Origin of the sequence: Rufibacter tibetensis, from assembly GCF_001310085.1 — a bacterium.
Classification (GTDB): Bacteria; Bacteroidota; Bacteroidia; order Cytophagales; family Hymenobacteraceae; genus Nibribacter; species Nibribacter tibetensis.
The window spans coordinates 3298613-3315629 of sequence record NZ_CP012643.1 but is presented as its reverse complement, the minus strand read 5'-3'; the positions used below and the strand labels follow the sequence as shown (position 1 = coordinate 3315629).

Here is a 17017-nt window from a genome sequence, read left to right as displayed (position 1 = left end):
ACTAAAACGGCCTCCTGCATACGTATGCAGGAAGCCATTTTTTATAGCTTTAAATAAGAATCGAGAAAGAGCTGCTTTAGAGCCTGCTTTTTAAAATCGGCGCTAAACAGAAGCCTACGCTTTCATGGCAAAGGAAACCAGTTCTTTCTGCAAGACTTTTGATGCCTGTGCTTCTTGCCGCAGTTGTTCTTTGTTGATGGGAACTACGCCTACGTGTTCGCAGACCAATCCCCCGCCTAGATTCGCTAATTCCGCCAGGGCAGCCAAGGGCAACCCGGCCGCCAAGCTTAGAGCTGCAATGCTCACAACGGTATCTCCAGCGCCTGAAACATCAGAAATGGTCCGGATGTGGGCATCTAAATAAATCTTCTCTTTGGCCGACGACTGGCAGAACACCCCTCTCTCTGAAAGCGTCACCAGCACGTTCTCCAAAGCCATCTGCTCCTGCAAGGTGTTTACCGCCTGTTCAAAAGCAGCTAAGTTTGCATCTGCAAAATCAACTTTCAGGCCTTCTTTAAGTTCTTTCAGGTTGGGTTTGAACAGGGTGCTTCCTTTGTAAGACAGGAAGTTCTTTTTCTTAGGGTCCACCACGGTAGGTACTCCGGCCTGGGCAGACAAGGTTAGAAGCTCTTGGATTACCTCGGTACTTAAAACGCCTTTGTCATAATCTTCAAAGATCACCACATGCGCCTCTGGCAGCAGGTCCTGAAATTTCTGGATTAAGGCTTGTCGTTCTACCGCGTTTAGATCCGTTTCTACTTCTGAATCTATCCTGAGTAGTTGCTGTCCGCCGGAGATGATGCGTTGCTTTACTGTGGTAGGACGGTCTGGGCTCAAGACAATGCCTTCCTGGGTTTGGCCCTGCTCCTGTAACAGCCTAAGCAAAGTGGCCCCGTCTGCGTCGTCGCCTACTACGGAACACAGCAATGGGGTAGCGCCCAAACTCTGGATGTTCAGGGCCACGTTGGCGGCACCGCCTAGGCGCTGCTCAATTTTAGTTCGGTTCACAATGGGCACAGGTGCCTCCGGCGAAAGGCGTGATGATTTTCCCCAGAGATAGGAGTCAATCATCACATCGCCTACAACCAGAACCCGCAGTTGGCTGAAGCGGTCAAAAAGGGCAGAAACCGTGTGCTGAATAGACATTCAGAAGATGTATAGGTTACAAACAAAACATTGGATAACGCACCTATCTTGCAGGCGCGTTATCCAATGGAAGGCAAAAGTACTAAGAAAATGTGATACTCAGTTTTAGCTCAGTTTCGCCAAACTAGCCTTAATACGCTCCAACGCCTCAATCAATTTGGCATCAGACGCAGCGAAGGAGAACCGGATACACTGCGGTGCACCAAAGGCTCCACCTTCTACCAATGACACGTGAGCGTCATTCAGCAGGTACATGGCTAAGTCGTTTGAGTTTTCGATTTTGATGTCACCAGCAGACTTCCCGAAGAAAGCGCTCACATCTGGGAAGATATAGAAAGCACCCTGTGGCACGTAGGTTTTGATGCCTGGTATGTCATTCATCAAACCCAACACTAAATCGCGGCGACGCAGGTAAGAAGCGCTCATTTCCTCAGCTGATTCTCTTCCGCCTTCCAAAGCAGCTTGAGCAGCTTTCTGGGCAATGGAGCAGGTACCGCTGGTGATCTGGCTCTGCATTTTGTCGCAGGCATCGGCGATGTCTTTGTGGGCCGCAATGTAGCCCACGCGCCAGCCAGTCATGGCATAGCCTTTAGAGAAACCGTTCACCGTAATCACACGGTCTTTGATGGACTCAAAACGGGCCAAGCTGTAATGCTCGCCTGTGAAGTTGATGTACTCGTAAATCTCGTCAGCGATGACGTGGATTTGCGGGTGTTTTTCCAAAATAGCGGCAAAAGCGGCGAGTTCGTCCTTCGTGAACACAGAACCCGTTGGGTTGCAGGGCGAAGAATACATCACCAGTTTAGTGTTGGACGTAATCGCCTCTTCTAACTGCTGCGCCGTAATTTTGAAGTCGTTCTCCAGAGGACCTTTCACCGGCACCGGAATTCCCTCGGCCAGTTTAACTACCTCTTCGTAGCTCACCCAATACGGGGAGATGATGATGACCTCATCGCCAGGGTTCACCAGGCACATTACCGCATTGGCAATGGATTGCTTGGCTCCGGTAGAAACCACAATGTTCTCAGGACCATACTCCAGGCCGTTGTCGCGGCGAAGTTTCTCTACAATCGCCTTGCGCAGATCTGGGTAACCGGCAACCGGAGTATAAAAAGTATAGCCGTCATCAATTGCCTTTTTAGCGGCATCTTTGATGTACTGCGGCGTCTGGAAATCTGGTTCCCCGAAGGAAAGGTTTATCACGTCCACTCCTTTGGCTGCCAACTCACGCGCCTTTTTCGCCATGGCGATGGTTTGTGATTCGGCAAGGGAGGTGATGCGGTCTGAAAGTGTTTTTTGTTCGGTAGTGATCATCTCTTAAGAAGACTTAAAGGTATGGGCTCAAAAATAGGACCTTTTGCTGTTTTTATAGCGTATCTGAGCATATTTAATTAATACTTCATCTATTTACGCCATATAACTATAAAAATCGTGACAGAAACGGCAATTACACTCTCCTTTAACGCGGGCGCAAAAGCCCAAGTATATACTACAAGGCGTGCCTTTTTACTTGTACTGCTTCAGGCACAAAGGGTTTTACCGGTTTCGCGGGTCTGCCTAGGTTAGAAAGGTTACGGGCAATGATCTGCAAATCTGCGTAGGGCGTGTATTCTTTGGCGTACACCACTTCCATCTGCCGGGCCGCCGCCGGACTGATTCTGGAACGGGAAACTTTGTCTACCGGCGACAGAATAGCCGGACGCGTGTCTGGCGTGGCCGTGGCTTTCAGCCCCACCCACTGGTACAACCCGATCAGGTTTCCGAGGCAATTTTTAAAAAACTGCCGCTTTTCTTTGATGCGCCAAACCAGGAACGGAGACAAGATAAGCAGAAGCGCACTCACCAGTGAATTCAACACCACTTTGTTCCGGCGATGATACGGGTTCAGCAGGTTCACCTCAATGTGCAAGGCGTAATAATCACCGCGGGCGTTTTTAGACGAAGACCCAATAATATAGGTGCTGTTTTCGGGAAGTATCTTGAATTCGAGGGCGCTGTCATGGATCTGCACCATCCATTCTATGATCTGAGAAACGGCCAGGTCTTTCCCGCAGAAGATGAGTTCGTTTATCTTGAAAATATCGATGACCTCCCTAATCTGCTGCAAGTCTGAGGTGGTGTGCTGCGGTTCCAGGTGTGCGACGGGTTCCTGCGCCCCGGCCTGCCGAAGAAGATGGGATGCGCGTTTCACTTCTTTCCCGCTGCCCACCACGGCTATGCGTTTGGCTTTGGGTTCTCCAAACCGCCAATGGCCGTATTCCTGGAAGTGCCAGAGCAAACGCCAGATGGTCATTCCCACCAAGCCCAGCACAACTGCCACGAATAAATGTTTTTTGTTTGTTTCGCCCACAATGGCCACAATGCTGGAGAACGCCATAAGCAGGATGCTTCCCCATAACATGCCGCGTACCAGCCGGTACAAGCGGGTGGGTTTGTCATAAGCCCCGCTGAAGAACGCCGTACCTAGCCAAACCCCAAAGTATGTTGCCCACATGGGCGATGGGTCCAAGGAAAGCGGATCTGGCACTACCTTCTCGCCAATGATTACTCCAATAGCCAGGCATAACCCGTCCAGAGCGATAGGTAAAAGTTGCTGTACAGCTCTGAATACAAGAGCAATGGCAGCCCGCAGGTAGATGGCCAGCCTAATTAAAAAAGAGTACACCCGGGCCTGGCTGCCGCTGAAATGCTTCTCCGCGAAGACCATCATAGCCCGGTAAAACATGAACACGTAGTTCACGCTGGTCTTGCGGGTGCTTTCGCCTTTGTAATGGATGATTCGGGTTTCTGGAAAGTAAAACACCTCGTACCCGCCTTCTTTGATGCGGTAAGAAAGGTCTATGTCTTCGCCGTACATAAAGAAGTCCTCGTCCAGCAAACCCACTTTCTGCAGTGCCTCGGCCCGTATGAACATAAATGCTCCGGCTAAAATATCTACTATGTGCACTTCATCTGCTGGAAGGTGACCTAGATGGTAGCGGTTGAACAGGGAAGAAGTTGGGAACAGGGCGGCTAACCCAAACACCTTCGAAAATGCCACCCACGGTGTAGGAAGCCCACGCTTGGACTCTGGTAGAAACTTGCCGGCGCCGTCCATCATCTTCACGCCCAAAGCACCCGCCTCTGGGTTCTCCTCCATAAACCGGATGCACTTCCGGAAGGTGTCTTCCTCTACTACCGTGTCTGGGTTCAGGAGCAAAATGTATTTGCCTTGTGCTTGCCTGATGGCTTGGTTGTTGGCTTTGGAGAAACCCAGGTTTTCTTTGTTGGCCAGAAGAATCACTTCGGGGAACCGCCGCCGCACCATCTCCACCGATCCGTCTACCGAGTTATTGTCTACCACAAACACTTCCGCCTGCAGGCCTTGCACTGCTTTTCTAACGGAAAGCAGGCATTGCTCCAGAAAATAGCTGACGTTGTAATTGACAATGATGACGGAAAGGTCTTTCAAAAGGGTAAGGTTGGAGCAGGTTTTCTTCTTAGTCTATGTATTCTGAGGTAAGTTCTGAAAAGAAAGACAAACATAAAAAAAGCAGGAACGTTTGTTCCTGCTTTCCTGACCCTTTAAAGCTTGATTTCTAAAAAGAAGCTTAAATCTGGCTGTAAGCGGTACGGTCTAGAATGCTTCGGCCTAAGGTAATTTCATCAGTGTACTCCAACTCCCCACCTACCGGCACGCCTCTGGCAATGCTGGAAATACGGGCCGGATATTCTTTCAATTTACGGGTTAGGTAAAAGGCCGTGGTATCGCCTTCCATGGTGGGGCTGAGCGCCAGGATAATCTCTTTTACCCCGGAGCTTGGCAAGCGCTCCACCAGAGACTGAATGTGCAGGTCTGAGGGGCCAACGCCTTCCAGCGGAGAAATCACGCCACCCAGCACATGGTACACGCCTTTGTACTGGGCTGTGTTCTCAATGGCAATTACATCACGCATGTCGCTTACCACGCACAGCAGGGAACGGTCACGGAGCGGATTGGAACAGATGCCGCATACCTCCATGTCAGAAATGTTATGGCAGGTTTTGCAGTAACGTATGCCGGTACGCATGCGCACCAGGGCCTCAGAAAGTTGTTTGGTATCTTCGGTTTCGGCTTTGAGCAGGTGCAGCACCAAACGCAGGGCAGTCTTTTTGCCCACGCCAGGTAACTTCGCCAACTCTTCTACCGCATTTTCAATCAGCTTAGAAGGGAAATTCATCCAGTTAGTTCAGGGTTAAACGATATCTGCTGAGATACCCCGGTCATGGATGGCAGTGCACATGATTTCCAGCTCAGAGAACGTGCCCAGCTTTACGGTGCACTTCCCTTTGTAGTGAATCAACATGGTACATTGCTCAGCCTGCTCCTGTGTGTGGCGGCAAACCTGCACCAGCGTGTTGATGACGTGCTCAAACGTATTAACGTCATCATTGTAGACCACCAGCTCGCGTACATCGGTGGTTTCCTCCAATAACAACACGTCTTCCTGCTCCAGAATTTCAGTTAGAATGTCCATAACACAAAATTAAGCAATTAACATGAGTTTAGGAAGTCCCATCTGCGTAGGTCTCAGCAAAAGTAAAACAGCTAAAAACCACCTCTTGTTCCTGAAAAAAAGGTAGTTTAGCCTTATTTTTGATAGAAGAACTCCTGCAAAAGCTACCTCATTTTCTGCCTTTGCCTACTGTTCTACGCTGTTAACCCCAAACCACATGTATAAAAAATCACCTGCCTTTCTAGCCTTTTTCTGGCTGGCTTTCTTGGCTTCTTTTACGGGAACCGCCCAGGAGAAGCTGCTCACCATGGAAGACGCTTTCCTGAATCCCAGCCTCTCTCCTGCCAACCTCCGTCAGCTTACCTGGGTGCCCGGCACCAATGACTACAGCTACGTCAGCAACACCAACGACCAACTCCTGCGGGGCTCCGTGAAGGACGCTCCCAGAGCCGTAGTGACCCTAATCGATTTAAGCGCCGCTTTGGAAAAAGCCGGCGGAAACAAAGCTACTGGGGTAAACGGACTGGAATGGCTGAACAGCTCTGAGCTTCTGGTAAACCAGCGCGGAAGCCTGTACCGTTACAATGTCCAGAACAAAGCAGCCCAGCCGTTCTACAAACTAGATGCCGCTGCCGAGAACGTTGACTTTGCCCCCAACAAACAACGGGTGGCGTATACCAAAGCCCAGAACCTGTTCATCTCTCAGCCCGGCGCCGAAAACAAGCAAATAACCCAAGAAACCAACCCTGCTATTGTCAACGGACAGGCGGCCCACCGCTCTGAGTTCGGGATTACCAAAGGAACCTTCTGGAGCCCCAGCGGCAACAGTCTGGCGTATTCGCGCATGGACCAGAGCATGGTCACCGATTACCCCTTGGTAGATGTGAGCACCGTGCCCGCCACCCTGAACAACATCAAATACCCCATGGCTGGCGGCAAGAGCCACCACGTGACCATTGGCGTGTACAACGTGGCCTCAGGCAAAACCATTTTCCTGAAAACCGGCGAACCTGCGGAGCAATACCTCACCAACCTCACCTGGAGCCCCGACGAGAGATCCATCTACCTGGCGGTAGTGAACCGCGCCCAAAACCACATGTGGCTAAACCAGTATGACGCTGCCACCGGCGCCTTTGTGAAGACCTTGTTTGAAGAGAAAAATAACAAATGGATAGAACCCGAGCGCGGCCTCTACTTTGTGCCCGGTAAGCCTGACCAATTTGTTTGGTTCAGCGAACGAGACGGCTTTGACCACCTGTACCTGTACAACACCAACGGCCAGCTCATCCGGCAACTCACCAAAGGCGAGTGGATTGTGAAGAACTTGGTGGGTTTTGACAAAAACGGCCGCGAAGCGTACTTCACCTCTACCGCCGAGAGTCCGTTGGAACGTCATTTATACGCCGTGGAACTCAGCACTGGTCGTATCGGTCGTCTCACGCAGGGAAGCGGCGTGCACAATATTTCCTTCAGCCCTACCGGCCAGTACTTCATAGATAACTACAGCAGCCCCGCCACTCCGCGCACCATCCGGATTCTGGACACTGATGCGGGTAAAGTAGCCAGAACCTTGTTAACGGCTCCAAACCCACTGCAGGACTACAAACTGGGCGAAACCACCCTCTTCCCCATCAAGGCCGAGGACGGCACCGATCTGTTCTGCCGCATGATTACCCCGCCCAACTTTGACGAGAAGAAAAAATACTCGGTGGTGGTGTACGTATACGGTGGTCCGCACGCCCAAATGATCACCAATAGCTGGTTAGGCGGCTCCAACCTTTGGATGCAGCTTATGGCTCAGAAAGGCTACATCGTGTTCACGCTGGACAACCGCGGTTCCGCCGATAGAGGCCGCGCCTTTGAACAAGCCATCTTCCGCCAGGCCGGCGTAGCCGAAGTAAGCGACCAAATGAAAGGCGTGGAACACCTGAAAAGCCTGCCCTATGTGGATGTCAACCGCCTGGGCGTGCACGGCTGGAGCTACGGCGGCTTCATGACCACTTCGCTCATGCTCAAGGAGCCCGGCGTTTTCAAAGTAGGCGTGGCCGGCGGACCGGTGATAGACTGGCGCCTCTACGAGGTCATGTACACTGAACGTTACATGGACACCCCGCAGGAAAACCCGCAAGGCTACGAGCAAGCCAACTTACTCAACCACGTGAAGAACCTGAAAGGCAAACTGCTCATGATTCATGGCACCGTAGACGACGTGGTCGTGTGGCAACACAGCCAAGCCTTCCTGAAAAAAGCCGTGGATGAAGGCGTGCTGCTGGACTACTTCGTGTACCCGGGTCATCCGCACAACGTGGGCGGCAAAGACCGCGTGCATCTGTATAAGAAAGTAACTGAGTACTTAGACGAGCATCTGAAATAGAAACGTTTAGGGTCTGTTTTCTACAAAACAGACCCTAAAAAGGAGTCGAATAAATAAGCTGTTTTGCCTTCTAATAAAGACCTATGAAGGAGTACATTCACAAAGGAAAATGTATTTGGTGCTTGAAGGAAAAGACAGAAGTGTCTTTTAATAATGAACCCCATACTATCTCAAGAAAATTAGGCTCAACTATGATAGGTGTTGACATCTGTGATGCTTGCAATTCCTATTTTGGCACATCAACTAAAGATAAGTTTAAGGAGTTTGTCATGTCCCCTGAACTAGCCTTCAAAGAAATTTTCAATATTATTAAATTCTTATTTAAACAAAACAAAAACGAAAACTCCTACAAAGAGTTAAAATCTAGATACTTTAACTATCACCATTCAAGATTAACAATACAGATTAAAAAGTCTTTTGAAATACAGCCAAGGTTTTTAAGAAACTTCACAAGACAATTTAAACGAGGAGTTTATGAAGTGTTTTTACAAGAATATCATCGGTGTACAAAAAATGGATTAGACACCAAATTTAATACTGTTAGAAATTTTGCACGATTTGGGATAGGAGATTTACCCCTTTACTTCCTGAAAAACAATGGAATTTATTTTGTTGAAGAAAATTTCAACAACCCCTCCCTTGCATTTACTGAACAATCGTTAACTCATATTAATGAATGTGGTTTTTACCAGATGTTGTTCTTAGGTCATGTTTTCTTTTTAGAAGTAACACCAAGAGCAATTTTCACAAGGGACAAATATCTATTTGATGAGGCTAATGAATGGATAAATAACAAAGTATTTTTCAGCCATCTAGTAGAAATGGAGTATATAACGGATTTAGATTTTACTTTAAGAAGTTTAAATAAATAAGCTCAGTAGCATACTAAATAAATTACGCATGTTCAAAAGCATATATTTCTGGGCCTTGCCCCTCGGGTTTACAGTTTTCTCGGCTTGCCAAACTACCACTAATACTCAGCACGCCACCGCATCTGAGGCAATTCTTGCTGAGCCTACAACTAACGAGTCTACAACTACTGCTCAAGTTACGCTGGAAAGCTATAGTACCTATGTGACCGCCTTGGCCGCCGATGACATGGAAGGCCGCAAGCCGTTCACCACCGGCGAGAGAAAAACCCTCGCTTACCTGGAGAAAGAGGCCAAAGCACTAGGCCTGGAACCCGGCAATGGCAACAGCTTTCTGCAGGAAGTACCCATGGTGGAAATCACCTCGGCTCCCGCCCCAACCTTGACGGTGAAAGGCAAAAAAACCATGACGTTGAAGGGGCTAGAAGAGTATGTGGTCTGGGCTAGGCGTCCCGAAGAAAATGTCTCCATCAAAGATAGTGAACTGGTATATGCCGGTTTCGGGATTGTGGCGCCGGAATACAACTGGAACGACTACGCTGGCCTCAATGTAAAAGACAAGGTTGTGGTGGTGCTGGTGAGTGACCCGGGGTTCTACTCTTCAGACACTACTTTCTTCAAGGGCCGCACCATGACGTATTACGGCCGCTGGACTTACAAATTTGAGGAAGCCGCCCGCCAAGGCGCCAAAGGTTGCCTGATTGTGCATGCCACCGAGCCGGCCGGTTATGGATTCCAGGTGGTGCAAAACAACTGGAACACCTCTAAATTTTATCTGGACACCCGCGGCAAAGAAACCTACAAATGCGCCATGGAAGGCTGGATTACAACGCCCGTGGCAGAGAAGATCTTTGCCGCCGCCGGCAAAAACTACCAAGCCGAACTGCAACGGGCAGCAAAACGTGGTTTTAAGGGCAATGCACTGGGCATGACGGTGAGCACTTCCCTAAAAGCCACCGTGAAGTATGACAAATCGTACAACTTCATCGCGAAGATTAGCGGAAGCAAACGTCCTGAGGAAGCCATCGTGTACTCTGCGCATTGGGACCACTTGGGCATAGGCAAGAAGAACGCCCAGAACGACAGCATCTACAACGGTGCCGCCGACAACGCCAGCGGCACTGCCGGGTTGTTGGCCGTTGCCAAAGCGTTCACAGGCCAAGGCCAGAAACCAGACAGATCCATCGTTTTCCTTTCCGTGACTGCCGAAGAGCAAGGTTTGTTAGGCTCCCAGCATTATGCAGAGAATCCTGTGTTCCCGAAAGAGAAGACCGTCGCCAACCTCAACATGGACATGCTCAACCCGTTTGGTGCTACTAAAGACATTGTTTTGATAGGCATGGGGCAATCTGAACTGGAAGACCTCCTCGCCGAAGAGGCCCAGAAAGCGGGCCGGTACATTGCCCGTGACCCAAACCCCGAGTCAGGTCTTTACTACCGCTCAGACCACTTCAACTTCGCGAAAACGGGGGTTCCTGCTTTGTTTACCGGAATGGGCACAGATCACCTCCAACTCGGCAAAGCCGAAGGTAAAAGACTGTTGGACAACTTTACCGCCAACATCTACCACAAGCCTAATGACGAGGTAAACACTGCTTTCAAGTTTGACGGAGCCGTAGCTGACTTACAACTGCTTTACCAAATGGGAAAGCGTCTTGCCTTCTCCAATGAGTGGCCCCAATGGAAAACTGGATCTGAGTTCAAGACCGTACGGGACAAGTACATGCCCAAACAGTAACCGGGCAGTTTTCAGGCTAGTTTCTTAAAACAAATTAAAAGCAAAGAGGGCGGCATCGCATTGATGCCGCCCTCTTTGCTTTTCTCTCAAATCTTTTAAATAGCTTTTGCTTTCTCTTGAAGCCATGCTAGTTCATCTTCTGTCAAATGCGGTCCTAACTTCTCTACCACTCCCTGGTTGTAGTTGTTCAGCCATTCAATGTGGTGCTGTTCCAACAAGTCCTTGTTCACCGGAGTTGTGTCAATCAGGAACTGAGTCAGGGTTTCAAAGGTGTAGAACTCAGCAAATTCATTTACTTCATCTGGCACAGTCAAGACAAGGTTTTCAATTCTGACACCGTATCGGCCGGGTTTATAAATGCCTGGCTCTATTGAGGTAATCATTCCTAATTCTATGTCAACGGGTGTAGGGGTAGGGTTAATTACCTGAGGCCCCTCGTGCACGTTCAGGAAGAAGCCCACACCGTGACCGGTGCCGTGGCCGTAATTGCGGGCGTGATCCCAGAGCGGTTTGCGGGTGATGGCGTCAATCTGGTAGCCACGGGTACCTTTCGGGAAACGAGCAGTGGAGCCGTCTATGGTGCCCTTCAGTACAAGAGTGTAGTCTGTTCTCTCTTCTTCGGTGAGGTTTCCTAAAGAGATAACCCGGGTAATGTCAGTAGTACCGGTCTGGTACTGCCCACCTGAATCTAACAGGAAAAGCCCCTCAGGCTTTAAAGTGACGTCACTTTGCGGGGTAGCTTTATAGTGCGGCAGGGCACCGTGCTCGCGGTAGCCGGCAATGGTGTCAAAGCTTTCGCCCACAAAGCCTTCCTGCTCGGCCCTAAACTCGCGTAATTTCTCTGCGGCGGAAATCTCGGTGATCTCCGTTTTGGTCAGGTTTTCTTCCAGCCACTTGAAAAAACGGGTTAAGGCTACGCCGTCTTTCACCATGGTGCTTCTGGTATTAGCCGCCTCCACTTCGTTCTTAATCGCTTTGAAGACGGTAGTGGGGTTGGTATCCTGTACCACGCCCATCTGCTCCGGCAACTGCTCGTATAGCGCTTGACAGGTACGTTTGGGATCAAGGTAAATGAAATACTCAGCAGGGAGTTCCCCTAACGCTTGTGCCACCGCTTCATAAGGCTGCAGGGTTACACCTGCCTGTTCTAATTGCCTTTTGTCATCCTGGTGTAGTTTTACTTCATCTATGAAGAGCGTCGCTTTCTCTTGGCTGATGAGCGCAAAGGCCAGCACTACCGGGTTGCATTTCACGTCACTGCCCCGCAGGTTAAAGAGCCAGGCAATGTCATCTAAGGAAGAAATCAAGTGATACTCTGTTCCTGCCTGTTGTAATGCTGCCCGTACTTCTTTCAGTTTTTGAACCGAGGATTTACCGGTGAGTTGCTCATGCAGTAAGAACGCCGGGGCAGTAGGCAAAGCTGGACGGTTTTCCCACACAGCTTCTAAAAAGTCACGGTCACTGGCTAGGTAAATGCCTCGTTTCTGTAATTGCTGCTCCAGTAATTGGGCCAACTGCAGCGACATCAGCCTTCCGTCAAACGCCACGGTCTCGCCTGTGGTCAGCTTTCCGGCCAGCCACTGAATGTACTCAGGGGCGTGCTGCACCTTCAGTTTCACCAATTCAAAGCCAGAACCTTCCAACTGCTCTTGGGCCTGCTCAAAGTAACGGGCATCGGTCCAGAGCCCGGCAAAATCATGGGTAATCACCAACGTACCCGCTGACCCCATAAAACCTGAGGCGAAGGCAATGCCTTTGTAATACTCTGGCAGATATTCACTCATGTGCGGGTCTGCCGACGGTATGATATAGGCGCTCACGCCCTGCTCCTGCATCTGCTGCCGTATGCCGGCTAGTTTATCTTGATGGGTCATATGCTTCATTTTATTGCCTGCCAATTTACCAAGGACTCTATCCAATAAAAAGCCAAAAGCCTTGTCCTGGAAGCAAGCTCTTGTAAACCAAGTACATTATCTCCTGCTAGGGTTTGCCTGATTAAAATTCGGTCAATTAAAACTTGTCACTTCTAAAGCTGGTCTCAATTTTTCTAAAGATAGACTAGTGCCCCCTGCCCTTTCAAATGTGATATTGCCAACTTCTCCTCATAAAGCTGTAATTTTGAAGCTACTAGGATTGAGTCTTTACAAGAAACTATTTCCTAATCCTATACTGTAATCTTTAAGTAGTACCCATGCCCGTCCCTTCCGCTGATTTTAAGCAGGCGTTGAAAAAACTAAGTGAAAAAGAGAAAGAAGCTCTGGTGTTGCGCCTGGTCCGGAAAGACGCCGAGGCATATGACACACTGGCTTATGAGTTATTGGAAGACGTGACGCTGGAAACCCTCTTTGCCCGAAGTTCAGAAACCCTGCATGACATCATGTTTTCTGTGTCGGGACGTTCTTTGAGCAAAGCGTTAAGCCGGGGCTTGAAAAAAGCTTCGCAGGAAATTGGACGTTACCAGCGTATCACCAAAGACCGCAAAGGCGAAATAGAACTGCACCTGTACCTCCTGCACCTGATCTTCGAGAACTTCACCGGCCAGTTTGAAAGCATCTACAAAGGCTTTTATGTAGCCACGGCCCGTATGGTGTTGCGCACCATCACGCTCATCAAAAAGCACCTCCATGAAGACTACCACCTGGAGTACCAGGACCAGCTAAACACCTTCCTGACCGACCTTAATGGCCGCAGCAAACGCCGCCAGTTGCCGTTTAACCTGCCCATGCAATTTGAGGTAGAATAGCTTACTGGTCTACTTTTGAGCTTATTTTTTAAAACCAGAAACAAAACACCTCTTTTGCTGAAAGCAAAGTTCTTAGTTTAGAGAGTAGTTTCAGAAAAGGAGGTCAGAACCACAAAAGCCGTTCTCATTTCCTTTGACCAGAAGCAATCCGTATTTTTCCTAAACCTGTCACGTTGGTTCACGTTCATAAAACTTCATTAACTCAAAACCGAACGTATGTCAACTAACGAGAAACAAAGAGTCGTGCAGGTTCTAAAGGAACTGAACGAATTTGTCCATGATGGCCTGGAAGGCTACGAGCGTGCCGCCCGGGAAAGCACAGATACCCTTCGGCAAGATGCGTACCGTCGCTTTTCACAGCAACGGCTGGCGTTTGCAAATGAACTGAACCAGATCATTCAACAACACGGAGGAACCCCTGAACGTGATACCACTGCCAAAGGCAAACTGTACCGCCAATGGATGGATTTTAAAGCTGCTATTTCTGGCGGCAACGAAGAAGGCATCTTAGGCTCGTGTATCCATGGTGAGGAATGGGCGCAGAAAGCATATAGAGATGCTCTGGACCATGACTTACCAGCTGAGGTACGTGGCACCATCCTGCGCCAGAGAGAAGCCTCTACAGACGTACTCACCTACCTGCACCAATTATGGGAAGCCGCTAACTATGGAGAACCTGCGCCAACTGGCCTGGCTGCCGCTACTACAGTTACGGCTGTTTCTAATACCACCTGGAGAACTGCTTTATACATAGCAGCGGGTGCCATTGGCGCCGCCTTAGTATATGGCTTAGTGACCAAAAGAATTCCTATTGACAGGCTTACGACTACCTTGTCTGGCTTATCCAGCAGATTAGGCCTTTCTGGAGGCCAGGGCAATGGACAAGGCAACGGTCAAACTAAAAAGAAGAAAAACAGAGTAAACCAATAACAAAAAAACGGCGGACATTGTCCGCCGTTTTTCCTCTCATCCTATAACACTTCACTACAACTAAAATCATTAGAATCTGAAACCTAGAGAGGCTTTAAAGCCATGGTTGTAAGATTTGTAACTGGCATTGTCATCAAGGGTGGTGAAGCCCATGTCATAGCTACCTCCCACGTTCAAGCCATTCTGGAATTGGTACCCCGCTCCCGCTGACATTCCTAGGTCAACTTTGCGCTGGCTGTTTTGCCACTCAAAATCACTGTTGTAGGCTGAGAAGCCAAATGCCCCGGCGTTCACGTTCACCTTATTTGACAACAGGAACGAGATCTGAGGACCAGCGAATAAATTGAAGCCCTCGCCCACATACACCTTCGCCAGCAAAGGCACATCAATGTATTCAGCTTTATTAGTAAGCCTGATTTTGGCATTGGCAAACTGAGCGGCGTCACCAGGTACTCGCCCTTCCAGCACCATGCCTTTTTGAGAATACTGCACGCCCGGCTCAAACTCAAAACCATTTGATAATGGTATACTCAAATAAGCCCCTGCATGGAAGCCCTGCCGCATTCTGGTCTGCACATTACCGTTGGTGTATTCCAGCAAGTTTCCAAAGCTTTTCACGGTTTCACCTTGCCACCCGAAGTGGTTGTACCCACCTTTGATTCCAACTCTTACGCCCCCATCCTGGGCGAATCCTTCTGGTAGAAGTCCTGCCAGCAGAACCACCACTATTAGTATAATCTTTCTCATAACACCTGTTTTTTTCTTCCTCTAACCCATCCTGCGGGCTGTATTTGCCTAAATGGAAAAACCGTGCCAAAACACTCCTTTTCGTCCAAGACGACATTCACATTCGGCTTGAACCAATAGATAATCAACTGATTATATATTGGTTATATTTAAATAAATATCAAGCTTCACAGCCACAAAACAGAAGAGCCCCACCACTTATATGATGAGGCTCTTACATTAAATGAATTTTAATAAAGGCTATAGCTTGCTAAGCTTTACATCCTCCCAGTAGCCCATTATATTATCATCGGGGCCAACTAAAATATCTACCCGATTTTTAATGCGATGGTGCATGGCATCTCTAACTACATACACACCATCTAACTGGTTTGAGATTCCTTCTACCATGACAGAGTCACCATATTCAATCTTGCCTCCCCACCTGGACAGCAGATTTCTGGACAAGGCTAGCCAACGGTGTTGCCTGGGGTTCTTCTCATTTATTTTAGAACCATCGGCTGTGATGAGAGGGTCTTCGTCGGTTTGCTCCTCTAGTGGAAAGTAAACCGAGGCATCCACGTTGATTTGTACCGTGTTGGCATTTGCCTTAGGTGTAGCAGGAGCTTTCATCGCGACAGGATGAGGATCTAAGACCGGCATAGCGGGAGCCGGTGTAGTTGACCCTGATATTTCTTTCAGGAAGGGGAGAATTATTAAAAGAAAAAGTCCATACGTTTGATTCTTGACCATGCTTTCGTTGTTGGTGAAACATCGGTTTAGGTAATGGTCTTAAACGGTTTATATTTTATAGGGTTTTCTTTATAATAAAAGTGCAATTTCTGATTTTGAATCAGTATTGAACACAAAATATGCCAGAAGGGACTCTACTGAACGAATAGGGTTTGAATGATAAGCATAAAAAACATTTCGTTATCGACGCATTTTCATCAAATGAGTCAATAACGAAATCTTATGTTAAGACAGCAAATTATCTCTATATCTGAATGTTACAAAGGCAGTTGCTTATCCAGCACCTGTGTTGCATGCAATATGGTCTCTACTGCTTTAAGGTAGAATGACTGGTGGATGTTTTTGAACTCATCCGTCTCTTTATGGTAATGCGGATGATCCTCTACCCCAAAGTAAATGAACGGAATTTTAGCCTGATGGAAGCTTCCATGGTCAGACTGCAAGGTCCAGTCATCATGGCCTTGCTCCGGGCGGTCATGGCCGAATTTCAGGTTCAATCCCTCTGCTACTTTTACTTGCTCCAGCAAAGGCTTAAGGTTTGGGTGATGGTAGGTACCAGACGCGTACAATTCATTTTTCTCTGAGATACTCACCATATCCAGGTTTACATTCAACAGAATGCGTTCTTTAGCGATGGGGAGGTTAGCCACGAAAGCTTTAGACCCGGCCAGGCCTTGTTCCTCCGCGTCAAAGGCCGCAAAAATTAAAGTATGCTGGGGTTTCTGCTTATTAAAATGGGTGGCTAAAGCCAGTATAGCACCAATCCCTGAGGCATCATCATCGGCGCCGTTGAAGACTTTTCCGTTGCGGGTACCCACGTGGTCATAATGCGCTGAGATCACGATCACTTTATCAGATTTCCCTTCAATCATGCCCACCAGGTTCACCCCCGGCTGGGTAGTGGTGGTGTTACGCTGCGTGAAAGTGAAGGTATGCTGGTACTGTTGTCCCACTGGTTTTAACCCGATATTCTGATAACGCTGCAGAAGATATTGCTGCGCCTTGGCGTGCCCAGGAGTGTTGGGTAATCGGCCACCCATGGAGTCAGCGGAAAGTATCTCCACATCTTTTAAAACCTGGTTGGGCTGGTAAACTTCCTGCGCGCAGGAGCTAAGGCTAAGGGCACAAAAGCTAAAGGAGGCCACTAACAGGCCTTGAAGAAAAGAGCAACGGTTCATGGTGAAAAGGTACGGCAAAAAACGGCATCTTGTACCCTGCAGGCTCCTCTTGGTTGTTTTTAAGGCTGGTTAAAGAACTCCAGAA

Annotated in this window: 14 protein-coding genes; 5 read left to right on the top strand and 9 right to left on the bottom strand. The window is 48.7% G+C overall.

What is annotated here, in order from left to right:
• Window positions 1–114 precede the first annotated feature (114 nt).
• From DC20_RS13600 to DC20_RS13580, 5 genes are all read right to left on the bottom strand, one after another.
• Entirely contained in the window at window positions 115–1146 is a 1032-nt protein-coding gene (locus tag DC20_RS13600; RefSeq protein WP_062544334.1) for a bifunctional heptose 7-phosphate kinase/heptose 1-phosphate adenyltransferase, read from the bottom strand.
• A 105-nt stretch (window positions 1147–1251) separates the two neighbouring features.
• Window positions 1252–2460, bottom strand: a complete 1209-nt coding sequence (locus tag DC20_RS13595; protein ID WP_062544333.1) for a pyridoxal phosphate-dependent aminotransferase — start codon at window positions 2458–2460, stop codon at window positions 1252–1254.
• Between the two features lie 175 nt (window positions 2461–2635).
• Entirely contained in the window at window positions 2636–4597 is a 1962-nt protein-coding gene (locus tag DC20_RS13590) for a glycosyltransferase family 2 protein (RefSeq protein WP_062544332.1), read from the bottom strand.
• Between the two features lie 139 nt (window positions 4598–4736).
• On the bottom strand, window positions 4737–5345 hold the full coding sequence (gene recR / locus DC20_RS13585) for a recombination mediator RecR (RefSeq protein ID WP_062544331.1): 609 nt from the start codon (window positions 5343–5345) through the stop codon (window positions 4737–4739).
• A gap of 15 nt (window positions 5346–5360) precedes the next feature.
• Window positions 5361–5642, bottom strand: a complete 282-nt coding sequence (locus DC20_RS13580; RefSeq protein WP_062544330.1) for an ATP-dependent Clp protease adaptor ClpS — start codon at window positions 5640–5642, stop codon at window positions 5361–5363.
• A 196-nt stretch (window positions 5643–5838) separates the two neighbouring features.
• Between DC20_RS13580 and DC20_RS13575 the strand changes: the two genes are divergently transcribed.
• The 3 genes from DC20_RS13575 to DC20_RS13565 all read left to right on the top strand — a co-directional run bounded on the left by DC20_RS13575 (window position 5839) and on the right by DC20_RS13565 (window position 10602).
• The gene (locus DC20_RS13575) at window positions 5839–7995 is read left to right on the top strand and encodes a S9 family peptidase (protein WP_083470326.1); all 2157 of its coding nucleotides are present in this window, start codon (window positions 5839–5841) and stop codon (window positions 7993–7995) included.
• Between the two features lie 83 nt (window positions 7996–8078).
• Window positions 8079–8867, top strand: a complete 789-nt coding sequence (locus DC20_RS13570) for an HNH endonuclease (RefSeq protein ID WP_062544329.1) — start codon at window positions 8079–8081, stop codon at window positions 8865–8867.
• 28 nt (window positions 8868–8895) lie between these two features.
• The gene (locus DC20_RS13565; protein WP_062544328.1) at window positions 8896–10602 is read left to right on the top strand and encodes a M28 family metallopeptidase; all 1707 of its coding nucleotides are present in this window, start codon (window positions 8896–8898) and stop codon (window positions 10600–10602) included.
• Window positions 10603–10697: 95 nt separating this feature from the next.
• On the opposite strand, the gene DC20_RS13560 is transcribed toward DC20_RS13565, so the two are convergent.
• The gene (locus DC20_RS13560) at window positions 10698–12476 is read right to left on the bottom strand and encodes an aminopeptidase P family protein (RefSeq protein ID WP_062544327.1); all 1779 of its coding nucleotides are present in this window, start codon (window positions 12474–12476) and stop codon (window positions 10698–10700) included.
• 317 nt (window positions 12477–12793) lie between these two features.
• Here DC20_RS13560 and DC20_RS13555 point away from each other — a divergent pair, with 317 nt between their 5' ends.
• Window positions 12794–13345 (top strand): hypothetical protein, encoded by a 552-nt coding sequence (locus DC20_RS13555; protein ID WP_062544326.1) that lies wholly within the window; start codon window positions 12794–12796, stop codon window positions 13343–13345.
• 216 nt (window positions 13346–13561) lie between these two features.
• Window positions 13562–14275 carry a ferritin-like domain-containing protein gene (locus tag DC20_RS13550; RefSeq protein WP_062544325.1) on the top strand — a complete coding sequence of 238 codons (714 nt, stop codon included), beginning with the start codon at window positions 13562–13564 and terminating at the stop codon, window positions 14273–14275.
• Between the two features lie 69 nt (window positions 14276–14344).
• Here the strand turns inward: DC20_RS13550 and DC20_RS13545 are convergent, their stop codons facing one another.
• The 3 genes from DC20_RS13545 to DC20_RS13535 all read right to left on the bottom strand — a co-directional run bounded on the left by DC20_RS13545 (window position 14345) and on the right by DC20_RS13535 (window position 16932).
• On the bottom strand, window positions 14345–15022 hold the full coding sequence (locus DC20_RS13545; RefSeq protein ID WP_083470325.1) for a porin family protein: 678 nt from the start codon (window positions 15020–15022) through the stop codon (window positions 14345–14347).
• Window positions 15023–15262: 240 nt separating this feature from the next.
• Window positions 15263–15754, bottom strand: coding sequence for an RlpA-like double-psi beta-barrel domain-containing protein (locus DC20_RS13540; RefSeq protein WP_062544324.1), 492 nt, complete (start codon window positions 15752–15754; stop codon window positions 15263–15265).
• A 257-nt stretch (window positions 15755–16011) separates the two neighbouring features.
• Window positions 16012–16932, bottom strand: a complete 921-nt coding sequence (locus DC20_RS13535) for a M28 family peptidase (RefSeq protein WP_062545956.1) — start codon at window positions 16930–16932, stop codon at window positions 16012–16014.
• Window positions 16933–17017 lie beyond the last annotated feature (85 nt).

Excerpts from the sequence above, each read along its gene's own strand:
- DC20_RS13560 (WP_062544327.1), bottom strand. The coding sequence starts at position 12,476 with ATGACCCATCAAGATAAACTAGCCGGCATACGGCAGCAGATGCAGGAG.
- DC20_RS13535 (WP_062545956.1), bottom strand. The coding sequence starts at position 16,932 with ATGAACCGTTGCTCTTTTCTTCAAGGCCTGTTAGTGGCCTCCTTTAGC.
- DC20_RS13600 (WP_062544334.1), bottom strand. The coding sequence starts at position 1,146 with ATGTCTATTCAGCACACGGTTTCTGCCCTTTTTGACCGCTTCAGCCAA.
- DC20_RS13545 (WP_083470325.1), bottom strand. The coding sequence starts at position 15,022 with ATGAGAAAGATTATACTAATAGTGGTGGTTCTGCTGGCAGGACTTCTA.
- recR (WP_062544331.1), bottom strand. The coding sequence starts at position 5,345 with ATGAATTTCCCTTCTAAGCTGATTGAAAATGCGGTAGAAGAGTTGGCG.
- DC20_RS13580 (WP_062544330.1), bottom strand. The coding sequence starts at position 5,642 with ATGGACATTCTAACTGAAATTCTGGAGCAGGAAGACGTGTTGTTATTG.
- DC20_RS13540 (WP_062544324.1), bottom strand. The coding sequence starts at position 15,754 with ATGGTCAAGAATCAAACGTATGGACTTTTTCTTTTAATAATTCTCCCC.
- DC20_RS13570 (WP_062544329.1), top strand. The coding sequence starts at position 8,079 with ATGAAGGAGTACATTCACAAAGGAAAATGTATTTGGTGCTTGAAGGAA.
- DC20_RS13595 (WP_062544333.1), bottom strand. The coding sequence starts at position 2,460 with ATGATCACTACCGAACAAAAAACACTTTCAGACCGCATCACCTCCCTT.
- DC20_RS13565 (WP_062544328.1), top strand. The coding sequence starts at position 8,896 with ATGTTCAAAAGCATATATTTCTGGGCCTTGCCCCTCGGGTTTACAGTT.
- DC20_RS13575 (WP_083470326.1), top strand. The coding sequence starts at position 5,839 with ATGTATAAAAAATCACCTGCCTTTCTAGCCTTTTTCTGGCTGGCTTTC.
- DC20_RS13550 (WP_062544325.1), top strand. The coding sequence starts at position 13,562 with ATGTCAACTAACGAGAAACAAAGAGTCGTGCAGGTTCTAAAGGAACTG.
- DC20_RS13555 (WP_062544326.1), top strand. The coding sequence starts at position 12,794 with ATGCCCGTCCCTTCCGCTGATTTTAAGCAGGCGTTGAAAAAACTAAGT.